The sequence below is a fragment of the Sinomonas sp. genome, assembly GCF_036848755.1.
Taxonomy (GTDB): domain Bacteria; phylum Actinomycetota; class Actinomycetes; order Actinomycetales; family Micrococcaceae; genus Sinomonas.
In genome coordinates, this window is sequence record NZ_DAIUJO010000023.1 from 1 (window position 1) to 21,020 (window position 21,020).

Annotated in this window: 23 protein-coding genes; 14 read left to right on the plus strand and 9 right to left on the minus strand. The window is 68.8% G+C overall.

What is annotated here, in order from left to right:
* Positions 1-97: 97 nt before the first annotated feature.
* Positions 98-361 carry an acyl-CoA carboxylase epsilon subunit gene (locus V7053_RS05380; protein WP_334171241.1) on the minus strand — a complete coding sequence of 88 codons (264 nt, stop codon included), beginning with the start codon at positions 359-361 and terminating at the stop codon, positions 98-100.
* Entirely contained in the window at positions 358-1,953 is a 1,596-nt protein-coding gene (locus V7053_RS05385) for an acyl-CoA carboxylase subunit beta (RefSeq protein ID WP_334171242.1), read from the minus strand. Before V7053_RS05385 ends, V7053_RS05380 begins: the two co-directional genes overlap by 4 nt.
* 224 nt (positions 1,954-2,177) lie before the next feature.
* Between V7053_RS05385 and V7053_RS05390 the strand changes: the two genes are divergently transcribed.
* The 13 genes from V7053_RS05390 (at position 2,178) to V7053_RS05450 (ending at position 14,827) form a co-directional block, all read left to right on the plus strand.
* Positions 2,178-3,053 (plus strand): SDR family oxidoreductase, encoded by an 876-nt coding sequence (locus tag V7053_RS05390; RefSeq protein ID WP_334171243.1) that lies wholly within the window; start codon positions 2,178-2,180, stop codon positions 3,051-3,053.
* 50 nt (positions 3,054-3,103) lie between these two features.
* On the plus strand, positions 3,104-4,000 hold the full coding sequence (locus tag V7053_RS05395; protein ID WP_334171244.1) for a biotin--[acetyl-CoA-carboxylase] ligase: 897 nt from the start codon (positions 3,104-3,106) through the stop codon (positions 3,998-4,000).
* Positions 3,993-4,598: a PH domain-containing protein gene (locus tag V7053_RS05400; protein WP_334171245.1), complete on the plus strand. Its 606-nt coding sequence runs from the start codon at positions 3,993-3,995 to the stop codon at positions 4,596-4,598. The genes V7053_RS05395 and V7053_RS05400 overlap by 8 nt, the downstream gene beginning before the upstream one ends.
* Before the next feature lie 11 nt (positions 4,599-4,609).
* Entirely contained in the window at positions 4,610-5,800 is a 1,191-nt protein-coding gene (locus tag V7053_RS05405; RefSeq protein ID WP_334171246.1) for an adenylate/guanylate cyclase domain-containing protein, read from the plus strand.
* 23 nt (positions 5,801-5,823) lie between these two features.
* Positions 5,824-6,612 carry a PP2C family protein-serine/threonine phosphatase gene (locus tag V7053_RS05410; RefSeq protein WP_334171247.1) on the plus strand — a complete coding sequence of 263 codons (789 nt, stop codon included), beginning with the start codon at positions 5,824-5,826 and terminating at the stop codon, positions 6,610-6,612.
* Positions 6,613-6,618: 6 nt separating this feature from the next.
* Complete coding sequence (gene ligA, locus V7053_RS05415) at positions 6,619-8,913, plus strand: NAD-dependent DNA ligase LigA (RefSeq protein ID WP_443022540.1); 2,295 nt, start codon at positions 6,619-6,621, stop codon at positions 8,911-8,913.
* Positions 8,913-9,749 (plus strand): inositol monophosphatase family protein, encoded by an 837-nt coding sequence (locus tag V7053_RS05420; protein ID WP_334171249.1) that lies wholly within the window; start codon positions 8,913-8,915, stop codon positions 9,747-9,749. Before ligA ends, V7053_RS05420 begins: the two co-directional genes overlap by 1 nt.
* The gene (locus V7053_RS05425; protein WP_334171250.1) at positions 9,746-10,276 is read left to right on the plus strand and encodes a GNAT family N-acetyltransferase; all 531 of its coding nucleotides are present in this window, start codon (positions 9,746-9,748) and stop codon (positions 10,274-10,276) included. Before V7053_RS05420 ends, V7053_RS05425 begins: the two co-directional genes overlap by 4 nt.
* A 136-nt stretch (positions 10,277-10,412) precedes the next feature.
* Positions 10,413-10,709 (plus strand): Asp-tRNA(Asn)/Glu-tRNA(Gln) amidotransferase subunit GatC, encoded by a 297-nt coding sequence (gatC, locus tag V7053_RS05430; protein ID WP_334171251.1) that lies wholly within the window; start codon positions 10,413-10,415, stop codon positions 10,707-10,709.
* Between the two features lie 8 nt (positions 10,710-10,717).
* On the plus strand, positions 10,718-12,253 hold the full coding sequence (gene gatA, locus V7053_RS05435) for an Asp-tRNA(Asn)/Glu-tRNA(Gln) amidotransferase subunit GatA (RefSeq protein ID WP_334171252.1): 1,536 nt from the start codon (positions 10,718-10,720) through the stop codon (positions 12,251-12,253).
* Complete coding sequence (gene gatB / locus V7053_RS05440; protein ID WP_334171253.1) at positions 12,254-13,759, plus strand: Asp-tRNA(Asn)/Glu-tRNA(Gln) amidotransferase subunit GatB; 1,506 nt, start codon at positions 12,254-12,256, stop codon at positions 13,757-13,759. It abuts the gene before it with no gap.
* 88 nt (positions 13,760-13,847) lie between these two features.
* Positions 13,848-14,219, plus strand: a complete 372-nt coding sequence (locus V7053_RS05445) for a VOC family protein (protein WP_334171254.1) — start codon at positions 13,848-13,850, stop codon at positions 14,217-14,219.
* 107 nt (positions 14,220-14,326) lie between these two features.
* A complete protein-coding gene (locus V7053_RS05450) occupies positions 14,327-14,827 on the plus strand; it encodes a hypothetical protein (RefSeq protein ID WP_334171255.1) in 501 nt (166 codons plus the stop codon).
* Here V7053_RS05450 and V7053_RS05455 read toward each other — a convergent pair.
* The 7 genes from V7053_RS05455 to V7053_RS05485 all read right to left on the minus strand — a co-directional run bounded on the left by V7053_RS05455 (position 14,775) and on the right by V7053_RS05485 (position 19,672).
* Positions 14,775-15,737: a LysR family transcriptional regulator gene (locus V7053_RS05455; protein ID WP_334171256.1), complete on the minus strand. Its 963-nt coding sequence runs from the start codon at positions 15,735-15,737 to the stop codon at positions 14,775-14,777. The two genes, V7053_RS05450 and V7053_RS05455, sit on opposite strands and share 53 nt — an antisense overlap.
* 31 nt (positions 15,738-15,768) lie before the next feature.
* Complete coding sequence (locus tag V7053_RS05460; RefSeq protein ID WP_334171257.1) at positions 15,769-16,371, minus strand: ABC transporter ATP-binding protein; 603 nt, start codon at positions 16,369-16,371, stop codon at positions 15,769-15,771.
* Positions 16,368-17,867, minus strand: a complete 1,500-nt coding sequence (locus V7053_RS05465; RefSeq protein WP_334171258.1) for a hypothetical protein — start codon at positions 17,865-17,867, stop codon at positions 16,368-16,370. Before V7053_RS05465 ends, V7053_RS05460 begins: the two co-directional genes overlap by 4 nt.
* A complete protein-coding gene (locus V7053_RS05470) occupies positions 17,867-18,232 on the minus strand; it encodes a hypothetical protein (RefSeq protein WP_334171259.1) in 366 nt (121 codons plus the stop codon). Before V7053_RS05470 ends, V7053_RS05465 begins: the two co-directional genes overlap by 1 nt.
* 8 nt (positions 18,233-18,240) lie before the next feature.
* Entirely contained in the window at positions 18,241-18,813 is a 573-nt protein-coding gene (locus V7053_RS05475; RefSeq protein ID WP_334171260.1) for a hypothetical protein, read from the minus strand.
* Positions 18,810-19,307, minus strand: coding sequence for a hypothetical protein (locus tag V7053_RS05480; RefSeq protein ID WP_334171261.1), 498 nt, complete (start codon positions 19,305-19,307; stop codon positions 18,810-18,812). Before V7053_RS05480 ends, V7053_RS05475 begins: the two co-directional genes overlap by 4 nt.
* Positions 19,308-19,405: 98 nt before the next feature.
* Entirely contained in the window at positions 19,406-19,672 is a 267-nt protein-coding gene (locus V7053_RS05485; RefSeq protein WP_334171262.1) for a hypothetical protein, read from the minus strand.
* Between the two features lie 295 nt (positions 19,673-19,967).
* Between V7053_RS05485 and tdh the strand changes: the two genes are divergently transcribed.
* Entirely contained in the window at positions 19,968-21,014 is a 1,047-nt protein-coding gene (tdh, locus tag V7053_RS05490) for an L-threonine 3-dehydrogenase (protein WP_334171263.1), read from the plus strand.
* Positions 21,015-21,020 lie beyond the last annotated feature (6 nt).

Below are 21,020 nucleotides of genomic sequence, written 5' to 3' on the forward strand. Positions count from 1 at the left end.
CGCAGCCGCGCAGCCGCGCAGCCGTGCTGCCGTGCAGCCGTGCGGCCACGAAGCCGTGCGGCCACGAAGCCGCGCGGGAGTGCGGAGACCGGTGTGCCTAGTACCGTCCGCGCCGCTGGTTCATCATGTGCCGGGGCCGGAGGGTAGCCCGGCGGATGCGCTCGCGCCGGGTGATGGCCCCCCGCGTCTCCGCGGCCTCCTCGGGCTCGGCCGAGGCGACGGCGGCGAGGACCGCCGTGAGCGCGGCGAGTTCCTCCCGCGTGGGGTTGCCAGAGGTGACCGAGAAGAGCGGCGCGGATGACGCGGCGGGTTCGTTGACGTCGTCGTGCGCTGCGGCAGAAGCGCTGGGTTCCGTGGTCACAGCGGGATGTTCCCGTGCTTCTTGGCGGGCATCGACGCGTGCTTGTCGCGGAGCGCCCGGAGCCCGCGGAGCAGCTGGACGCGCGTCTCGGACGGGGCGACGACGGCGTCGATGTACCCGAGTTCGGCGGCCTGATAGGGGTTGAGGAGCTCTTCCTCGTAGTGGCGGATGAGCTCGGCACGCTTGGCTTCGACGTCTCCGGCCGTTGCGCCGGGCTGCTCCGCAACCGCAGCGAGGTCGCGACGGTACAGGATGTTGACCGCGCCCTGGGCGCCCATGACGCCGATCTGCGCCGTGGGCCATGCGAGGTTGAGGTCGGCGCCGAGCTTCTTCGAGCCCATCACGATGTAGGCCCCGCCGTACGCCTTGCGGCAGATGACGGTGAGCTTGGGCACAGTGGCCTCCGCGTAGGCGTAGAGGAGCTTCGCCCCGCGGCGGATGATGCCCTGGAACTCCTGGTCCTTGCCCGGGAGGAAGCCCGGGACGTCGACGAGCGTGATGATCGGGATGTTGAACGCGTCGCAGTGCCGCACGAAGCGTGCGGCCTTCTCGGAAGCCGCGATATCGAGCGTGCCCGCGAACTGGATGGGCTGGTTCGCCACGATGCCGACCGTGTGCCCCTCCATCCGCCCGTAGCCGATGATGACGTTCGGTGCGTAGAGCGCCTGCATCTCGAGGAAGGCGCCCTCGTCGACGACCGTCTCGATGACCTTCCGCATGTCGTAGCCGTGGGTCGGCGAGTCGGGGACGAGCGCGTCCAGGGCGAGGTCCTCGTCGGTCTCCTCGAGTTCCTGGTCCGAGTCGAGGACAGGTGCCTCGACGAGGTTGTTGGAAGGGAGATAGTCGAGGAGTTCGCGGACGAACTCGATCGCGTCCTTCTCGTCGGCCGCAAGATAGGTCGCCGTGCCGGTCGTCGCGTTGTGCTGGCGTGCCCCGCCCAGGGTCTCCATGTCCACGGACTCGCCCGTGACGGTCTTGATGACGTCCGGGCCCGTGATGAACATGTGGCTCGTCTTGTCGACCATGACGACGTAGTCGGTCAGCGCGGGCGAGTACGCGGCGCCACCGGCGCAGGGGCCCATGATGAGTGAGATCTGGGGGACGACGCCAGAGGCAGCCACGTTGTTCCGGAAGATGTCCGCGAACATCGCGAGCGAGGCGACGCCCTCTTGGATGCGGGCGCCGCCGCCGTCGTTGATCCCGACGACCGGGCAGCCATTGCGGAGGGCGAACTCCTGGACCTTGACGATCTTCTCGCCGTTGACCTGGCTCAGCGAGCCGCCGTACACGGAGAAGTCCTGACTGTAGACAGCCACAAGGCGACCGTCGACCGTGCCATACCCGGAGACGACGCCGTCTCCGAGCGGCTTCTTCTTCGCCATCCCGAATGCCGTGGACCGGTGGACGGCGAGAGCGTCGAACTCGACGAACGAATCCTCGTCGAGCAGGAGATCGATCCGCTCGCGCGCCGTATTCTTGCCGCGCGCGTGCTGCTTCTCGACCGCCTCAGGGCCGGACGGGAGGAGCGAAGCGGCACGCCGATCGCGGAAGTCCGCGATCTTGCCGGCGGTCGTGGTCAAATCGTGGGTCACGCGGGCTCCAGCTCTCGGTCGAAGTCGAATTTGTCGGTGTCGATCTCGGATGTAGGTTCCGCACAATCGGCGGAGCTGTTACCACAGTCTAGTGAGGCTTCCGCGGCGGTCGTGTGTAGGAACCCTACAATTTCTGGTCCCCTTCGCAGCGTGCGAGGACGCTCTGGCGACCCGTCTCGCCGCCGCCCTTGTTACTGCTGAGTAACATTGCCTAGACTGTCGTCATGACGACGAACACACCGGACGCAAGCGCGCCCGCGGCTCCCCGCGGGCTGGCCGGACGCACCCTGCTCATGAGCGGCGGCAGCCGGGGGATCGGGCTGGCGATTGCCAAGCGTGCGGCGGCCGACGGCGCGAACGTCGTCCTGCTTGCCAAGACGGGCGAGCCCCACCCGAAGCTCGCCGGCACGGTCTTCGAGGCCGCGGAGGAGATCGAGGCCAGCGGCGGGCGGGCCCTGCCCGTCGTGGGGGACGTGCGGCGCGACGACGACGTCGCCCGGGCGGTCGCGCAGGCCCTCGCGACGTTCGGCGGCATCGACACGGTGGTCAACAACGCGTCCGCCATCGATCTCTCACCCACCGACACGATTGACATGAAGCGCTACGACCTCATGCAGGACGTCAACGCGAGAGGAGCCTTCCTCCTCTCCAAGCTCGCCCTCCCCGCGCTTCGCGAGGCGGCGCGCGCCGGTTCGGCGGCCCACATCCTGACCCTTTCACCGCCCCTCAACCTCGACCCCAGATGGGCGGGCGCCCACCTCGCCTACACCATGGCCAAGTACGCGATGAGCCTCGTGACCTTGGGGCTGGCCGAAGAGCTCAGGGGAGACGGCATCGCCGCCAACTCCCTGTGGCCGCGAACCCTCATCGACACGGCCGCAATCCGGAACCTGCCCGGCGGTGCCGCGATGGCACACGCCTCGCGGGGCCCGGAGATCGTCGCCGACGCGGCCCACGCCATCCTCACGAGCGACCCCCGCACGACGACGGGACACTTCTTCACGGACGAGGAGGCGCTCCGTCGCGTGGGCGTCACCGACTTCTCGCGCTACAGCCGAGGAGCCTCCGAGGATGGGCTCGAGCGTGACATCTTCCTCTGACGTGGGGTTTCGCCCAGCGTCCTGATCCCCCCGATCGCTAGGATTCCGGTATGGATCAGGACACGCCTGCGGAGGGCGAGACACGCGGACCGCTCGACCGGGAACGTCTCGGTGCCGAGCTTGCGGGCCGGGCCGGGCTCTCGCGGATCGAGGTCGTCGACGAGATCGGCTCGACCAACACCGAGCTCACCCGCTTGGCCGGCGCCGAGCCCGACGCGTGGGGAGATCTGGCCGTCCTCGTCGCCGAGCGGCAGACCCAGGGGCACGGCCGCCTGCACCGGGCGTGGGAGTCTCCGGCCGGCGCGTCGCTCGCCGTCTCGATCCTGCTGCGCCCGCACAACACGGCCGGACGCCCCCTCCCCACCCAGTCCTATTCGTGGTTCTCGCCGCTCGCGGCCCTCGCGCTCCGCGAGGCCCTCGCGCAGGTCGCGGGCATCGAGTCCGCGCTCAAGTGGCCCAACGACGTGGTCGTCGACGGCCTCAAGATCTCGGGGATCCTCGCCCACCTCGCTGCGGGCGCCCACGGCGAGCCCCCCGGCGTCGTCCTCGGGACGGGCGTCAACGTCTCGCTGCGCGAGGACGAGCTCCCGGTGCCCACCGCGACGTCGGCGAGCCTCGCCGCCGGGCGCCCCGTGGACCGGACTGCGCTGCTCGTGCGCTATCTCGAGGAATTCGCCCGGCGCTACCGTTCCTTCTGCGCGGTGAACGGCAACGCGGATGCCCCGCTCGAGGGTGGTCGGAGCCTGCTCTCGCGAGTCCAGGACGCCACGATCACGCTGGGACGCCGCGTCCGCGTCGAGCTTCCCGGCGGCCGGCGTCTCGAGGGCCGTGCGACGGGCCTCGACGGCCACGGGGCGCTCCAGGTCGTGGAGGACGACGGCGAGCGTCACGCGGTCTCCGCGGGCGACGTCGTCCATCTCCGCCCGGCCGACGGCGGCTATGCGTAGGCTGCTTGCCCCCGGAGAGCAGGTGATCGTCGACACGCGGCGACACCCCTCGCTCCTGGTGCTGCCCGCCGTCGTCACCGTGGCCGTCTGCGGCGCGGCCGCATTCGCGGCCGGATGGCTCACGCGGGGCCGCCTGGACACGGTGCTTCCCTGGATCCCCGCGGGATCCGGGCCATGGCTGGCCTTGGTACCGGCCCTGCTCGGTGCCTGGACGGTGGTCACGTACCCGCTGCGCCGCCTCGTGGCGTGGACCGGGCTGCGCTACACCCTCACGAGCCGCCGGGTCCTCCGACGGCAGCGCGGATTCCGGCGCAGCGAGCGCGAACTGCCGCTCGTCATGGTGCGCGACGTCGCCGTCCATCAGACGATCCTGCAGTCCTTCGTCCATTCGGGTTCGATAACCTTGACGACAGGGCAGGCCGCGAGCCTACGGCTCGACGACGTGCCCGAGGTGCGCAGCTTCCGGCAACTGGTGCTCGACGCGATCGACGAGCTGCCGCTGGACCAGGGCTTCGCGGACGACGGCGGGCTGCCGCGGCCCGGCGGCTGGGCTGAGCGGTCCGAAGCCCCGCCGCCCTGGGAGCCGAGAGAGTACTGATGGAGGGCGACATGGACGACGAGCTGCCCCCCTCCGTGCCCGCTGACGTCGACGACGACCCTGTTCCCTCGACTCCGGACAGCGTGGAGGACCTTGAGGAGGCCGAGGCAGGCCCCGAGCGGGTGGAGAGGGGACCGACCGCGCCGGTGGCGCGGGCCGGCTCCGACTACCGCCGCGCCGCGAAGTCGCTCGAGAACCTCCTGCTCGGCGGGGAACGCACGCTCAAGCGCCGCGAAGTCGCCCAGGGCGTGGGCCTCTCGCTCTTCTCCGCGCGCAAACTCTGGCGTGCGCTCGGCATGCCGAACTTCACGGACGACGACCTGGCCTTCACGACCGAAGACCTCGAGCACCTCAAGCTCATGCCGAACCTCGTCCGCGACGGCGTGCTCACGGAGGACGCCGCGCTCTCCGTGACGCGCGCGATCGGGCAGATGACGGACCGCATGGTCGTCTGGCAGGTCGAGGCGCTCGTCGAGGACATGGTGGCCACGCAGGGCATCTCCGACGCGGAGGCGCGCGTGCGTCTCGTCGAGGAGCTGCCGAACCTCATCGAGCCGCTCGAGGAGATGCTCGTGTACTCGTGGCGCCGCCAGCTCAGCGCGGGGGTGCAGCGCCTCGCGGTGCGCGCGAGGGAGGGCCTCGAGGCCAGCGAGGAGGGCAGGACCGGGAGCGAGGACGACGCGCCGCTGCCGCTCGCGCGCGCGGTCGGCTTCGCGGACCTCGTCTCCTACACGAGCCTCTCGCGGCGGATGAATGAGAAGACGCTCGCGCGGCTTGTCCAGACGTTCGAGAACACGTGCGCCGAGGTCATCTCCGTGGGCGGCGGGCGGCTCGTCAAGACCGTCGGCGACGAAGTCCTGTACATCGCCGAGACGCCGACGGCGGGTGCGGAGATCGCGCTCGCCCTCTCGCGCGAGATCGCCGCGGACGAGCGGCTTCCCGAGGGCCGTGTCGCCATGGTGTGGGGCCGCGTCCTGAGCCGGCTCGGCGACATCTACGGTCCGACCGTGAACCTCGCGGCCCGCCTCACCGCGATCGCCGACCCCGGGCAGGTGCTCGTCGACGAGCTCACAGCCGGCGTCCTCGAGAGCGACGCCCGCTTCGTTCTGAGGCGCCTCGCCGCCCAGAACGTGCGCGGATTCGGCGAAGTGCGGCCGGTCGCACTGAGCAGAGGCGAAGGCACGGGTATCGTGCTCGACTGATGGCTCACACAAGGGGGGTACCTATGGCCGGCGGCGAGGAGACTCCCGAGCACCGAGCGCGTCTCGTGTTGGACGTTGGTGCGGCAACAGATCGCGGTCTCGTCCGCGAGCTCAACGAGGATTCGTATCTGGCACGCGAACCCGTGTTCGCGGTGGCCGACGGAATGGGCGGCCACGAGGCCGGCGAGGTCGCGAGCGGCCTCTGCATCGAGGCCTTGGCGGACAAGGACATGCTTGCCCCGGGGGAGCCCGCGACGATGCTCGACGTCGTCCTCGCGGTGCGCCGGGCGGATTGGGCCATCCGGGAGGCGACGGGATCGCGCGCCGGTACGACGCTCGCCGCGGCCTTCCGCGCGGAGGACGACGACGGGGGCCCGGCCTGGATCGTCGCGAACGTCGGCGATTCGCGCGTGTACGCCGCTGACCACGACGAGTTCGACCAGATCACGGTCGACCATTCCGAGGTCTGGGAGCTCGTGGCGCGGGGAGAGATCACGCCCGAGGAGGCACGCGTCCACCCTCGGCGCAACGTCGTCACCCGCGCCTTGGGCACGGGCTTCGACGCAGACCCGGATCTCTGGCTGCTCCCCGCGTTCCCGGGCCAGCGCCTGCTCGTCTGCTCGGACGGGCTCACGACCGAGCTCGAGGACTTCGAGATCGCCGCCATCCTGCGCGAGCACGCCACCTCCCAAGGGGCGGCGGAGGCGCTCGTGGCGGCCGCGCTGGAGGCCGGCGGCCGCGACAACGTGACCGTCGTCGTCGTCGGGGTCGGAGCGGCCGACGACGACGCCCTTCCGGTGTCGGAGGGGTAGGGCAAGATAGGACACGTGAGCGCAGAATCCGTGATCCCCGAAGCCGGCACTCCCTCTGCGACGCTTCGCGAAGAGTACGAGTCCCTCGCGGAGGAGGTACGCCGGCACCGCGCCCTGTATTACAACGAGGACGCACCGGTCCTCTCGGACGCCGAGTACGACGAGCTGTTCAGACGGCTCGAGGAGTTCGAGGCGCTGCACCCCGAGCTCGTCTCGAACGACTCGCCCACCCAGGAAGTGGGCGGGGAGGCGACGGCCGCGTTCGCCCCCGTCACGCATCTGAGCAGGATGTACAGCCTCGAGGACGTCTTCTCGATCGACGAGCTGAACGCCTGGATTTCACGGGCGGAGGCGAGCATCGCGGGATTCGGGAACCTCCCGCCGGTCCGCTGGCTCACCGAGCTCAAGATCGACGGCCTCGCGATCAACCTGCTCTATCGCCGGGGCGAGCTCGTGAGGGCCGCGACTCGCGGCGACGGCCGCACCGGCGAGGACGTGACGCACAACGTGTTCACCATCAAGGACATCCCGCATCGCCTGACCGGCGACAACCACCCCGAAGAGGTCGAGATCCGGGGGGAGGTGTACATCCCCACCAAGGCGTTCAACGAGTTCAACGAGGCCCTCATCGCCGATGGGAAGGCGCCTCTGGCCAATCCGCGCAACGCGGCAGCCGGATCCCTCCGGCAGAAGGATCCGGCCGAGACGGCGAAGCGCCCGCTGAGCATGTTCGTCCACGGGGTGGGCGTGCGCGAGGGAATCCCCGCGAAGAGCCAGTCCGAGACGTACGAGCTGCTCAAGTCCTGGGGGCTCCCGACGAGCCCGTACTACGAGGTCTTCGACAGCTACGGGAAGGTGCTCGAGTTCATCGAGACCTACCGCGAGAAACGGCACAGCCTCATCCACGAGATCGACGGAATCGTCATCAAGGCGGACGACTTCGCGACGCAGCGCGCCCTCGGACACACGAGCAGGGTGCCTCGCTGGGCCGTCGCGTTCAAGTACCCGCCCGAGGAAGTCCATACCAAGCTTCTGGACATCGCAGTGAACGTGGGCCGCACGGGCCGCGTGACGCCGTTCGGCGTCATGGTGCCCGTCAAGGTCGCGGGCTCGACCGTCGAGATGGCGACCCTGCACAACCAGGACGTGGTCAGGGCGAAGGGGGTCAAGATCGGCGACATCGTGATCCTCCGCAAGGCGGGCGACGTCATCCCCGAAATCGTGGGGCCGGTCCTTGCCCTGAGGGACCAGCAGGATCCGCCCGTCCGCGACTTCGTGATGCCGACCGAGTGCCCCTCGTGCGGGACCGAGCTCGCACCGGCGAAGGAGGGCGACGTCGACATCCGCTGCCCCAACGCCCGTTCGTGCCCGTCGCAGCTGCGGGAGCGCGTCTTCCATCTGGCGGGCCGCGGAGCCTTCGACATCGAGGCGCTCGGCTGGGAAGCAGCTGTCGCCCTCACCCAGCCTGCGGAGCCGGAGGTGCCTCCGCTCGAGAACGAGGCGGGGATCTTCGACCTCACGCCGGAGGACCTGCGTGCCGTCAAGATCCGCCGCCAGAAGCGCACCAAGGGCGTCGCTTCGGGGGAGTGGGAGCTCGTCCCGTACTTCTGGAACAAGACCCAGACCAAGCCCACCGTCAACACCGAACGGCTCTTCCGGGAACTCGAGAAGGCGAAGTCCCAGCCGCTCTGGCGGGTCCTCGTCGCCCTCTCCATCCGCCACGTCGGGCCGACGGCGTCCCGCGCCCTCGCGACGCGGTACGGCTCGATGGACGCCCTGCGCACGGTCTTGGACGCCCCGGACGCCCGCGAGCAGCTCGCCGAGGTCGACGGGGTCGGGCCGATCATTGCGGACGCCGTCATCGAGTGGTTCGGCGAGGACTGGCATCGCGAGATCGTCGACCGCTGGAAGAGGGCCGGCGTGCTGATGCGGGACGAGCAGCACGGCTCCACTCCCCGTACCCTCGAGGGCCTGACGGTAGTCGTCACGGGTTCCCTCGAGAACTACAGCCGCGACGAGGCCAAGGAAGCCATCATCACGCGGGGCGGGAAGGCGGCCGGCTCGGTCTCCAAGAACACCGACTACGTCGTGGCGGGGGAGAACGCGGGCTCCAAGCTCGACAAGGCGGAGTCGCTCAACCTCCCGGTGCTCGACGAGGATCGATTCCGAATCCTGCTCGAGCAGGGGCCAGCGGGTCTCGGCGACGGATCGGTCGGCGCGGAAGCAGACGCAGAAGGCGATTCGGAGGGCGCGGAGGCTCCCGAGGCCCTCGCGGCCGCCGTCACGGACGAGGACGAGTGATGGACTACACCGAGGACTTCCTGGCCGAGCTCCTGACGACTGCGCGGCGCGCGGCCGCCGCGGGCGCCGCCGTTCTCTCCGGACGGGACGGCGCGCGGCTGAGCCAGGAGACGAAGAGCTCGGGCAGCGACTGGGTCACCGAGTTCGACCTCGCGGCGGAGCGCGCCGTGCGCGCCGTCCTCGCCGACGAGCGTCCACGCGACATCGTGACCGGCGAGGAGCAGGGCACGACGATCGTCGATTCCCCGAGCGGCTTCCGATGGTCCATCGATCCACTGGACGGCACCACGAACTTCATCCGCGACATCGTCTACTACGCGACGAGCGTCGCCGTTGCCGATGACCACGGGCGTTGGCTGGCCGGCGTCGTCCATGCGCCCGCGCTCCGGAGGGAGTATTGGGCGGTTCGCGGGGGCGGCGCCTTCAGGGCGGACGACGGCGGCGATCCCCGTCCGCTCGACGGCCCCATCCCAGGGCGGGACTCGGCAGGTTCGGCCCTCCTGGCGACCGGATTCAGCTATGACCCGGCCATCCGCGCAGAACAGGCGCGAGCTCTCCCCGCGCTCATGGACGGATTCGGGGACATGCGCCGCCTCGGCTCCGCCGCCCTGGACCTCTGCCTCGTCGCGGACGGCACGCACGACGCGTACGGAGAACGCGGCCTCAACGAGCACGATTTCGCCGCCGGAGCGCTCATCGCGGAGGAAGCCGGGTGCTGGGTACGGCGTCCACAGCTCACCAGCCCGCTCGAAGGCGGCCCCACACCCGAAGAACGGCTCGCGCTCTGGACGTGCGCGGGCGGGATCGAGTTCTCGGGACGCTTCCCGGTCGAATGAGCGGGCTGACTGTGAATGAGCGGCGCCACGCGGGCGGGCTCGTGATTCGGCTGGCGACGGAGGCAGACCATGCCGAGATCGCCCGGATCACGAGGGAGGCCTACCTCGGGGCGGGCTACTTTCAGGACGCGGGGCATCCGTACATGCGGCAAGTGGTCGACGTGGCCTACCGCGCCGCGCGCGGAACGCTCCTCGTCGCCGAGCGCGATGGCCGGCTTGTCGGGTCTGTGACGCTCATGGCCCCTGGGGATGGATTCGAGCAGGTGGCCCGCGAAGGCGAGTTCGAGTTCCGCCTCCTCGTGGTCGACCCCGCGGCTCAACGCACGGGTGCGGCGACCGCCCTGGTCGCGGAGGTCGAGGCGAGGGCACGACGGGCGGGCGCGACCGCCGTCGTCCTCACCACCGGGGTGGACTGGGCCGCCCCCCACGCGCTCTACGCGCGTCTCGGGTACGAGCGCGCCCCGGAACGCGACTGGCCGATCGACGGAACGGACATCTGGCTCCCCGTCTACCGGAAGCCCCTCTGAGCTCCCGGCCCTCGACGGCCGCCCCCCAGTTTCGGACGCAGCCTCGCGCTCCGACGCGGGGCGATGTCCGAAACCCGGGGTGCTGCGCGCACCACTAGACTGGAACGCGAACCTAACCACCGCACAGGGGAGATCCATGGCTGAGATCACTCGTGACGACGTTGCGCATCTGGCACAGCTGGCGCGCATCGAGATGAGTGCAGACGAACTGGACCGGATGGCGGGCGAGCTCGCCCACATCGTCGATGCCGTCAAGTCGGTGAGCGAGGTCGCCGGCCCGGACGTCCCGGCGACCTCGCACCCGATCGCGCTCAGCAACGTCTTCCGCGAGGACGTCGTGGGCCACGTGCTCACGCCCGCCCAGGCGCTCTCCGGCGCCCCCGACTCCGAGGACCACCGCTTCAAGGTCCCGGCCATCCTGGACGAGGAGTGAGCGCCCCGATGAACGAGCTGATCACGAGCACCGCGAGCGAGCTGGCCGAGGCCCTCTCGTCCAAGGAGGTGTCCTCCGAGGAGGTCACCCGCGCCCACCTGGATCGCATCGCCGAGGTTGACGAGCAGGTCCACGCCTTCCTGCACGTCAACACGGAGGAGGCGCTGGCCGTCGCCCGCGAGGTCGACACCGTCCGCGCGGGGGGCGGGGACGACGCCGCGGGCCTCCACCCGCTGGCCGGCGTCCCGATCGCCATCAAGGACCTCATCGTCACGGTCGGGCAGCCGACGACGGCGGGTTCCCGCATGCTCGAGGGCTGGATGAGCCCCTACGACGCGACGGTCGTCAAGAAGATCCGGGCCGCGAAGCTCCCGATCCTCGGCAAGACGAATCTCGACGAATTCGCGATGGGCTCATCCACGGAGCACTCGGCGTTCGGGCCGACCCGCAATCCGTGGGACCTCGACCGGATCCCGGGCGGGTCCGGCGGCGGCTCCGCGGCCGCGGTCGCGGCCTTCGAGGCCCCGCTCGCGCTCGGCACCGACACCGGTGGGTCCATTCGCCAGCCAGGCGCCGTGACGGGAACCGTCGGCGTCAAGCCGACGTACGGCGCGGTGTCCCGCTACGGCGCGATCGCCATGGCGTCGAGCCTCGACCAGATCGGTCCCGTCTCGCGGTCCGTGCTCGACGCCGCGCTCCTCCAAGAGCTCATCGGCGGCCACGACCCGTTCGACTCGACGTCGCTCACCGACTCGTTCGACACCCTCGCCGCGGCGGCGCGCAACGGCAGCGTCGAGGGCCTGCGGATCGGCGTCGTCACCGAGCTCGGCGGGGAGGGCTTCCAGCCCGGCGTCGAAGCCAGGTTCCGCGACGCCGTCGAACTTCTGCGCGGGGCCGGCGCCCAGATTGTCGAAGTCTCGTGCCCGAACTTCAAGTACGCGCTCGGGGCCTACTACCTGATCATGCCGTCCGAAGTCTCCTCGAACCTCGCGAAGTTCGACGGCGTGCGGTACGGCCTGCGCGTCCTGCCGAAGGACGGCCCGCTCACGATCGAGCGCGTCATGGGTGCCACCCGCGCTGCGGGATTCGGGGACGAGGCGAAGCGTCGCATCATCCTCGGCACGTACGCGCTCTCGGCCGGCTACTACGACGCCTACTACGGCTCGGCCCAGAAGGTCCGCACGCTCATCCAGCGCGACTTCGACGCCGCGTTCGCCCAAGCGGACGTCCTCATCTCCCCGACGGCGCCCACGACGGCGTTCCGCCTGGGCGAGAAGCTCGACGACCCGCTGGCCATGTACCTGAACGACGTCGCGACGATCCCCGCGAACCTCGCCGGCGTTCCGGGCCTGTCCCTCCCGGGCGGTCTGGCGGACGAGGATGGCCTGCCCGTCGGCATCCAGCTCCTCGCGCCGGCCCGCGAGGACGCACGGCTCTACCAGGTCGGCGCCGCGTTGGAGTCCCTGCTCGAGGTGCAGTGGGGCGGTCCGCTGCTGTCCAAGGCGCCGGTCCTCGGGACCGCGAAGACCGGAGAGGCGAAGTAGATGTCTGACGCAACCCTTTCGTTCGACGAAGCCATGGATCAGTTCGATCCCGTCCTCGGCTTCGAGGTCCACGTCGAGCTGAACACGAAGACCAAGATGTTCTCCTCGGCCCCGAACGCGTTCGGCGACGATCCGAACTCGAACGTCAACGAGGTCGACCTCGGCCTCCCGGGCGTCCTCCCCGTCGTGAACAAGGCCGCGGTCGAGTCGTCGATCAAGATCGGCCTCGCGCTCAATTGCGAGATCGCGGAGGCCTGCCGCTTCGCCCGGAAGAACTACTTCTACCCGGACACGCCCAAGAACTTCCAGACCTCCCAGTACGACGAGCCCATCGCCCACGACGGCTGGATCGACATCGAGCTCGAGGACGGCGAGGTGTTCCGAGTCGAGATCGAGCGCGCCCACATGGAGGAGGACGCGGGCAAGCTGACCCATCTGGGCGGGGCGACGGGCCGCATCCAGGGAGCGGAATACTCGCTGGTCGACTACAACCGAGCCGGGGTCCCGCTCGTCGAGATTGTCACGAAGCCGATTGTCGGCGCCGGGCGCCGTGCACCCGAGCTCGCCCGCGCCTACGTCTCGGCGATCCGCGAGATCGTGAAGAACCTCGGCGTCTCGGACGCCCGCATGGAGCGCGGCAACGTGCGCTGCGACGCGAACGTCTCGCTCATGCCGAAGGGTGCCACGAGGTTCGGCATCCGCTCGGAGACGAAGAACGTGAACTCGCTGCGTTCGGTCGAGCACGCGGTCCGGCACGAGATCCAGCGACACGCGGCCGTCCTCGCCCGTGGGGGAAAGATCACCCAGGAGACGCGCCACTGGCACGAGGACACGCGGACGACGACGGCGGGTCGCCCCAAGAGCGACGCCGACGACTACCGCTACTTCCCTGAGCCTGACCTCGTCCCGATCGTTGCCACGCGAGAGTGGGTCGAGTCCCTCCGCGCGCAGCTCCCCGAGCCACCTGCCGAGCGTCGCAAGCGACTCAAGGCCGCCTGGGGCTACTCCGACCCGGAGTTCCGCGACGTCGTCAATGCGGGCGTCATGGACTCGATTGAGGAGACGATCGCCGCAGGTGCCACCCCCGCCGCGGCCCGGAAATGGTGGATGGGGGAGATCGTCGGCCGCGCGAAGGTGGCCGAGGTGGACCCCTCCGAGCTGGGCGTCACGCCGGCGGCGATCGTCGAGCTCAACGGCCTCGTGGAGAGCGGCAAGCTCAACAACAAGATGGCCGGCCAGGTGCTGGACGGGGTCATCGCCGGCGAGGGCACGCCGACGGCGGTCATGGAGGCCCGCGGGCTCGTCCTCGTCTCGGACGACGGGGCGCTCCTCGAAGCGATCGACGCGGCCCTCGCGGCTCAGCCCGAGGTGGCCGACAAGATCCGCGGTGGCAAGGTGCAGGCCGTCGGCGCCATCGTCGGAGGCGTCATGAAGGCCACACGCGGTCAGGCAGATGCGGGTCGCGTGCGCGAGCTCATCCTCGAGAAGCTCGGCGTCAACGCGTAATCGGCGTCACCGCCCGCAGGGAAAAGAAATCCGGCGGCCGCCGGGCCGGGGCCTTCTGGGCCCGGCGGCCGCGTCCTACGCTGGGCCCATGAGCTCACCGATCAGCCTCCACGCCACCGTCCTCGGCGCCCCTGACCCCCAACAGCTCGCCCGCTTCTATGCGAACCTCCTTGGCTGGGAGCTGGGCGACGACGACCGCGAGTGGGCGACGGTCGTCAACCCGGCCGGCGGTCCGAAGCTCTCGTTCCAGCTCGAGGAGAACTTCGAGCGTCCCGTGTGGCCGGAGGAGTCCGGGCGCCAGCAGATGATGATGCACCTCGACCTCAAAGTCGCCGACCTCGCGAAGGCGGCCGCGCACGCAACAGAGTGCGGGGGCAAACGGGCCGACCACCAACCGCAGGACGACGTGATCGTCTTCTTCGACCCGGCGGGCCATCCGTTCTGCCTCTTCGAGGATTGATCCCCCCGCTGCCGAATTCCTCGCGGCCGAATTCTTAGGGGCTTCTTAGACGCCGTTTCCTACGCTGGAAGGGCCGACCTCGACCAGGCCCAGCCGAAGGAAGCTTCATGCCCACTCAGACCTCCACCCGCCCTGAATTCCGTGCCGCGCGCGCTCTCGGCCTCGACTTCCCAGGCGGCGGCCACCAGCCGTCGGCGGTGAGGTGGGTTGTCGCAACCGTCGCCGCCGTCGTCGGCTCGCTCGTGGCCTGCGCGGCCCTCGCCGCCCTCGGCGTCGCGATGTTCCCGGCGACAGCGGGCTATGAGCACTTCCGCTTCGCCGACTACGCGAAGCTCACCATCATCGGCGTCGTCCTGGCCTGCTTGGCGTGGCCCATCGTCACGTGGTTCTCGACCCGCGCGTGGAAGCCGTTCCTCGTGCTCACGGTGCTTGTGACGCTCGGGGGCCTCGCGCCCGACGCGTGGATCCTCTACAAGGGCCAGCCGGCCGACGCCGTCGGCGTCCTCGTCGTGATGCACCTCGCACTCGCGGTCGTCACCTATCCCGCGCTGGTCTTCATCGCGCCTCAGCGGAAGTCGGAGAAGCCCGCTCTTCCGCCTCGGCGATAAGCTCGCTGACCAAGGCGCCGAGCAGGTCCGCGACCGCCCGTACCGAGCGTCGCCGGGCGTTCTCGGGACGGATGAGCAAGTCGATGCTGCGGCGCGTGGCGATGCCTTCGAGGGGGCGGAGGACGACGCCGGGCGGCAGCCCGATCGCGGCCGTATACCGCGGGAGCAGCCCGAGCACCCCGCCGCCGGCGACCACGGAGGCGACCGAGGAATAGTCGTTGATCCGGTGTGCGATCTCGGGCGCGAGGCTCGCAACGGCCCCGATCGCCGCGAGCACGTCGGCCGGGGAGTAGCCGTCGCGGCTCGAAACCCAGGGTTCGCCCGCGACGTCGTCCGGCCGAAGCGAGGGGCGCGCCGCAAGCCGGTGCCCGACCGGAACCGCGACATCGAACGGCTCGCGCGCAAGCGGCACGACGACGAGCCGATCCTCCGGCCATTCTTCGCTGTGGGCCATGCGGTGGGCCAGGACCAGATCGTAGCGGCCGGTGAGCGCGGGGAACCCGTGCTGGGGGACATCCTCATCGGCCAGGCGCAGGCGCGGGGAGGGGGCGCCGTCGTACGTCCCGGCAGCCAGCCGAGCGGAGAGCCGCCCGAACAGCGCCTGGGCCGCCGAGTGGAAGGCACTCACCGAGACCGTCCCTGCGGGGTCCTCGTGATAGGCGCCGATGGCAGCGCGCGCGTCGGCCATCGCCCGGACGACGGCGCCTCCCGCCTCGGCGAGCACCTTGCCGGCGTCGGTGAGGACGAGCGTGCGGCCCTCCTTGCGGGTGAGCGGGACGCCTGCGCTGCGGGTCAGGAGGGCGAGCTGCTGTGAGACGGCCGAGGGCGTGACGAGAAGTTCTTCCGCAACGGCCTTGACGCTTCCGAGCTCTCCGAGTTCGCGGAGAATCTGCAGCTGCCGAACGTCCATGAAGGAATGCTAACGGGTGGCGAAGTACCCGTTAGCTAATCTCACCGCTGAATTCGGAGATCTCGATGACCAGATCAGGTTCGATCTCGGGTTGCAGCGCGTGGGCGATCAGGACGACGCACGCACTCTTCGCCCATTCCCTCATTTCCCCGGCCATGACGGCCACGCTGTCTGCGTCGACGCCGTTGAAGGGCTCGTCGAGGACTGCGAGATCGAAGTCGCCGAGCGTATTGGCCAGGTACCAGAGCTTCTTGGCGGTGCCAGTCGAGAGGCTTCCGGCGTTCTCGCCGAGCCATGGCCCGAGGCCCAGCATGGCAGCCCGGTCCAAGGCAGGCTCGGGACTGACGTCGCGCGCGGTCGCCGTGAGAACGATGTGGTCGTGGACCGTCATCGCGGGGAAGAGGGCCGGCTCGGCGCGGCACACGCGTCGCGCCTCGCGTGCGTCCCGGCTGGCCGCCTCGATCCCATTCGCCAGCACTTGGCCTGCCCACGGGCGAAGATAGCCGCTGGCAAGCTCGGCAAAGGTGGATTTGCCGGAGCCGTTCCGTCCCCGGAGATGAAACAGCCCAGGACCGCTGATCGAAAGGCTCGCATTGTCGAAGATGCGGGATCCACGGATGTAGCCGGCTGTCACTCCCTCGAAGCTGAGGGCAGGCGAATGATGCGTTGACGAAAGCACAGGGCTACGCCTCCTAAGAGGATGACGGTGTAGAGGCAGCTTGCGATCAGGCCGAAGAGGCCCGGGATGAGGGCCAGGAGCCCGGCGGGGGCGGCCGCGAGGAGAGTGAGGAGCGCTGCAGCAAGTGAGACGTCAGCTGAGCCATCAGCCTGCTTGACAACCGCCGTGCTGACACTGCTGCCCAGAACAGTTGCAGATGCGGCGGCCGCGATGACCGATGGTGCCCCCCAGAAGGGGACGCCCGTGGCTGCCCAGCCCATGACCGCGAATCCGGGTGTGAGCAGGGCAAGAGTGAAGCCAAGCTGGGTACACAAGACGCCCGATATGAGGCTTCGGGTGCTGCTGCCGTTCTCCCAGAGGACGCGAAGTCTCGGCACAAGGACGACAAGCCCGTTGTCCTTCGAGAGCAACTCGGCCACCGTTAGGGTCACAACGAGCGCCATGCACGGAACGACAGTCCCGATGGAGGCTGAGGGTCCTGCCTTCTCGGCTTGGAAGCCACCGAGTCGAACTGCGGCCGCGGTGCTCGCAGCAAGCGTCACGAGAGAGACGGTGCTCGCTATCGCGTGGTGGTGCCGCGAGCTCACGAGGTTCAGCCAGAGAGCAGCCGTCGGGTTGATCGCCTTCGAGGTCCGGGGGCGCCGAATCGTCCGGCTCGAGCGGAGTGGGAAAGAGTCGCGGCTCATGCGTGCCCAGGACACGGTGAGCAGCCAGGCGCCGCCGAGCCCCGCGGCCAAGATCCCTGCCGCAGCAACCGGCTCCCACATCGTCGGCAGTCTCCAACCCCGCGGCTCAAGGCCCCCAGACAGCAGGCGCGTGCCTAGGTACGCCGGCACTCCGAGCGCAGCGCTGCCGAGCATGACGACAGCCGACCGGTGCGCGAGCGTGAACGGTCGCGCCTCGTGCGCGGCAAGCCAGCCTCCGATGCCGAGAACGGCTGCGGTGGCGGCAAACGGAGTGGCGGTGAGCAGCAGGACAGAGGCTGGCCTTGCCAAACCGGACATCGCAAGCGTTGCGACAGCACTGGTTGCCAGCGAAGCGGAGGCAAGGAAGACGACCAGCCCCCGCGGGCCGCACGTTGCGAGGAAGACGTGGCGCATCTCGACATCGAGGGCACGGAAGAGTCCTCGGTTGGGGTTGCCTTGGACCGCCAGCCGACGCGGGCCGAGCATTTCCCGCAGAGCGACGCCACCCGCGAGGTAGATCACAACGGTAATCGCCGTGAAGCTCGCCAGTGATCCCGCCGTGCCGTTGAGCGGGATGACGCCTTCTGCCTCAAGGGAGCACAGTAGTCGGAACACAGTAAGTCCTGCTGCAAAGGCAAGTAGAGCGATGGCTGCAGCGGTGATGATAGCGAGCCACCCGAGCGCACGAAGGGAAATCGACCAGCCGAGGGCGGCGAGCAGGCGAAGCCCCTCAAGGGCGATTGCGGCAGCGAGACTCGACGGCATCAGAGTCGGTTCTTCGGCGTCGATTGTGCCCTGTCAGCATCTTCGACGAGGCCGATCGTTGCCATCCCGATGGCGAGGATCGTCCAACCCCACGTCGGAAGAGACGCCGGCATGGGCAGCCCGCTGCTCGATAGGAAAAGCGCGCCGCCGAGACCCACAAGGAAGAAACCTACGCCCATCCTTCGAGCGGCATTTCTGGGCGAGAACCGAGCGGTTGCCGCGACAACCGCCAGAAGCAGCGCTGTAAAGCTCGCAATAGTCCAGGAGAACCAGGTCCCCTCAGCGACAACGGCGGCGAGGACAACGCTTGTCACAACGAGAGTGCCGATCAGCGTCAGAGCGGGGAGTGTGAATTTGGCGAGCAAGGTGATCCTCAGAAGAGTAGTGAGCCAGCGGCAATTCCGAGCGACAGTCCGAACGTCCACATCCGCGCTGCTGCCGGTCGAGACCTCCAGCGGGCTCGGAAGAGGAACGGCAGAGTGGAGCCCACCAGCGCTACGAAGGCGAAGCTGAACCATTGATCCTTGATAGCTACGAGTTGTCCGAGGGCAGCAACGGCCTGTAGGCCGACCAGTGAGGCGATCGACGATGCCCCGAGTACCCCGAGGCTGAGCCTTCCCAAGCGAACTCGTACTCCCGGGAGTACACGGGACTCAAGGACCGACGCCAGGGAGAAGTACATCGCAGCCAGACCTAGCGACAGGACGAATCCGAGGAAGGAGCCGATACCTACCGACAGGTCGAGAACCCCTTCGTTCGTGACGTGCGAGAGTTCAGGCGCGTTGTGGACTCGCTTGACGAGCAGGGGGTGGAGCTGTTGCATCCGGATCCACAGGAAGACGGCGGTCGCTACGACAGCAGTGACCCAGAAGGGGGCCGAGGTGCTGCGCGACGAGCGTTCATGCACCTCGTCTGCACTGGCCCTGAGGGCCGGCATTTCGGTCATTGGATATTCCTTCCCTCCAGCGTCGAATTCAGCATGATCACGCTGGCTTCGACAGAGGCGGCGAGCAGCATCAAGCTCGTGGCTATGACAAGGATTCGAAGAGAATTACCGATTTCGCCTAGATAGGCGCGGATGGGGCGTTCCTCTGCATGCAGCCAGAAGGCGGCCCTCAGAGCCGAGAGAAGGGGCATTAGGCCTGAAGCGGCGCCAAAGGCCACCGCCATGAATTCAAGCGGTGCATAGACCCAGATTGTGCCGAACACCTGATTGGCGCCGAGTAGATCTGTGCTCGCCCGGAGCGTTGCCCCTATGTAGATTGCCAGGATGGGCAAGGCGATCAGCGTGCCGACGCCGACGGTGAGGACCCCGCTGTAGAGCAGGGCAACCGCTGGTCCGTTGACTGCCAGAACCCCTCTGAACGCATCCCACCATGAGAGGCTGGTATTGCCACGCTGCCCTGCATCTTCCCCGATGTTGGTCTGGAAGCCGATCACTAGGCCTGTGCATAGAAGCGCCAGGGAGAGTGCGAGTGCCAAGATCATCGACGGGCGCGCGTTCCCCCTGGCGCTCATTGTGCTTGTCCGATGCGTGGCTAGGCGACGGCGGCCCTGCGGCCGAGAGCAGAGATGGCCCACCGCGCGGTGCCGATGACGACCGCTGCGGTGCCTCCTGAAAGAAGCCCCATGACGACCGCCAAGACCCAGCCACCGACCGTGACCGCGTCGACGATCTGTCCCGCGAACGAGGCCGAAAGGCCGAACATTCCGGCGATATACATCGCTCCTATGCTTCCGAGCGAAAGTCCGATTGCGCTGACCACGGCTGCTGCAGCGAGCGACTTGGACGAGATGGGGGTCATGACTGTCTCCTCTCAAGGGATGGTGTGGCCGGGAGTGGCCACGAACAGAGAGTAGGCATCCCGTCTTTACTTGTATCCAGCGGCCGCGGGCCGGGGAGGAACGTTTGTGTCCCGGGACGATGGGTGCGGGGAGGGAGAAGCGACACATTGAGTCATACGGTGTCCGGCGACGACTTACTTGTCGTGGTTGGTTCTCGATGGGCCGGTGCCGGCCGGCAAAAGGTGAAGGGACGCTAATCTGTCCCTTGAGACGCCCGTGGTTGTTCTAAGCCTTCCCCTGCCCTTGAATGGCCTCATGAAAGCCCTGTTCAAGGCCCGCCCGCAGCCGGGCTTCGAGTTCGTCGAGCGCCCGGAGCCCGAGGCGGGGCCCGCAGACGTCAAGATCCGGGTGCTCGCGACAGGCATCTGCGGCACTGACCTCCATCTGCAGTCCTGGGACGCGACCGCTCAGTCCATGAGCAACGCGCCCCTCATCCCGGGCCACGAGTTCTACGGCGAGGTCGTCGAGGTGGGCGCGGATGTCCGCGATGTGCGGCCGGGTGATCGGGTGTCCGGCGAGGGGCACATCGTCTGCGGCGTCTGCCGCAATTGCCGCGCTGGGCGTCGCCAGATGTGCATTCACGTCTCGAGTGTCGGCGTCCAGCGCGACGGGGCGTTCGCCGAGTACGTCGTCATCCCCGAAACGAATGTGTGGGTCCATCAGGATCCGTCCATCACCCCGGAACTCGGTGCGATCTTCGACCCGTTCGGCAACGCGACCCACACGGCCCTGAGCTTTCCGCTCGTCGGCGAGGACGTCCTCATCACCGGCGCAGGCCCGATCGGGCTGATGGCCATCTCGATCGCGAGGCACGCGGGCGCCCGGAAGATCGCCATCACCGACGTCTCGCGGCGCCGTCTCGAGCTTGCTCGTCAGATGGGCGCGGACCTCGCGGTCGACGTCTCGAATATGAGCGTCCGCGAGGCCCAGCGCGAGCTCGGGATGCGCGAGGGCTTCGACGTGGGCTTCGAGATGTCCGGCCGGCCCTCCGCATTGCAGGGAATGATCGAGAACATGAACCACGGCGGCCGCATCGCCCTGCTCGGCCTGCCCGCCCAGGCCGCGGAGATCGACTGGGGAAAGGTAGTGACGCACATGCTCACGCTCAAAGGCATCTACGGGCGCGAGATGTTCGAGACGTGGTATGCGATGAGCGCCATGCTCTCGTCCAACGCTGTCCTCCACCGGAACGTCGCCGCCGTCGTCACGGACGTCCTCCCGGCCGCGCGCTGGGAGGAGGGCTTCGACATCGCCCGCTCTGGCAGCGGCGGCAAAGTGGTGTTGGACTGGTCGGGCGTCTAGGCGAAG

What these genes read in the sequence shown, in the direction of transcription:
- V7053_RS05400 (WP_334171245.1), top strand. Translation starts at nt 3,993, where the DNA reads ATGCGTAGGCTGCTTGCCCCCGGAGAGCAGGTGATCGTCGACACGCGG.
- V7053_RS05485 (WP_334171262.1), bottom strand. Translation starts at nt 19,672, where the DNA reads ATGACCCCCATCTCGTCCAAGTCGCTCGCTGCAGCAGCCGTGGTCAGC.
- gatC (WP_334171251.1), top strand. Translation starts at nt 10,413, where the DNA reads ATGGCTGAGATCACTCGTGACGACGTTGCGCATCTGGCACAGCTGGCG.
- V7053_RS05475 (WP_334171260.1), bottom strand. Translation starts at nt 18,813, where the DNA reads ATGACCGAAATGCCGGCCCTCAGGGCCAGTGCAGACGAGGTGCATGAA.
- V7053_RS05420 (WP_334171249.1), top strand. Translation starts at nt 8,913, where the DNA reads ATGGACTACACCGAGGACTTCCTGGCCGAGCTCCTGACGACTGCGCGG.
- gatA (WP_334171252.1), top strand. Translation starts at nt 10,718, where the DNA reads ATGAACGAGCTGATCACGAGCACCGCGAGCGAGCTGGCCGAGGCCCTC.
- V7053_RS05450 (WP_334171255.1), top strand. Translation starts at nt 14,327, where the DNA reads ATGCCCACTCAGACCTCCACCCGCCCTGAATTCCGTGCCGCGCGCGCT.
- V7053_RS05395 (WP_334171244.1), top strand. Translation starts at nt 3,104, where the DNA reads ATGGATCAGGACACGCCTGCGGAGGGCGAGACACGCGGACCGCTCGAC.
- tdh (WP_334171263.1), top strand. Translation starts at nt 19,968, where the DNA reads ATGAAAGCCCTGTTCAAGGCCCGCCCGCAGCCGGGCTTCGAGTTCGTC.
- V7053_RS05390 (WP_334171243.1), top strand. Translation starts at nt 2,178, where the DNA reads ATGACGACGAACACACCGGACGCAAGCGCGCCCGCGGCTCCCCGCGGG.
- V7053_RS05410 (WP_334171247.1), top strand. Translation starts at nt 5,824, where the DNA reads ATGGCCGGCGGCGAGGAGACTCCCGAGCACCGAGCGCGTCTCGTGTTG.
- V7053_RS05425 (WP_334171250.1), top strand. Translation starts at nt 9,746, where the DNA reads ATGAGCGGGCTGACTGTGAATGAGCGGCGCCACGCGGGCGGGCTCGTG.
- V7053_RS05465 (WP_334171258.1), bottom strand. Translation starts at nt 17,867, where the DNA reads ATGCCGTCGAGTCTCGCTGCCGCAATCGCCCTTGAGGGGCTTCGCCTG.
- V7053_RS05445 (WP_334171254.1), top strand. Translation starts at nt 13,848, where the DNA reads ATGAGCTCACCGATCAGCCTCCACGCCACCGTCCTCGGCGCCCCTGAC.
- V7053_RS05455 (WP_334171256.1), bottom strand. Translation starts at nt 15,737, where the DNA reads ATGGACGTTCGGCAGCTGCAGATTCTCCGCGAACTCGGAGAGCTCGGA.
- gatB (WP_334171253.1), top strand. Translation starts at nt 12,254, where the DNA reads ATGTCTGACGCAACCCTTTCGTTCGACGAAGCCATGGATCAGTTCGAT.
- V7053_RS05405 (WP_334171246.1), top strand. Translation starts at nt 4,610, where the DNA reads ATGGACGACGAGCTGCCCCCCTCCGTGCCCGCTGACGTCGACGACGAC.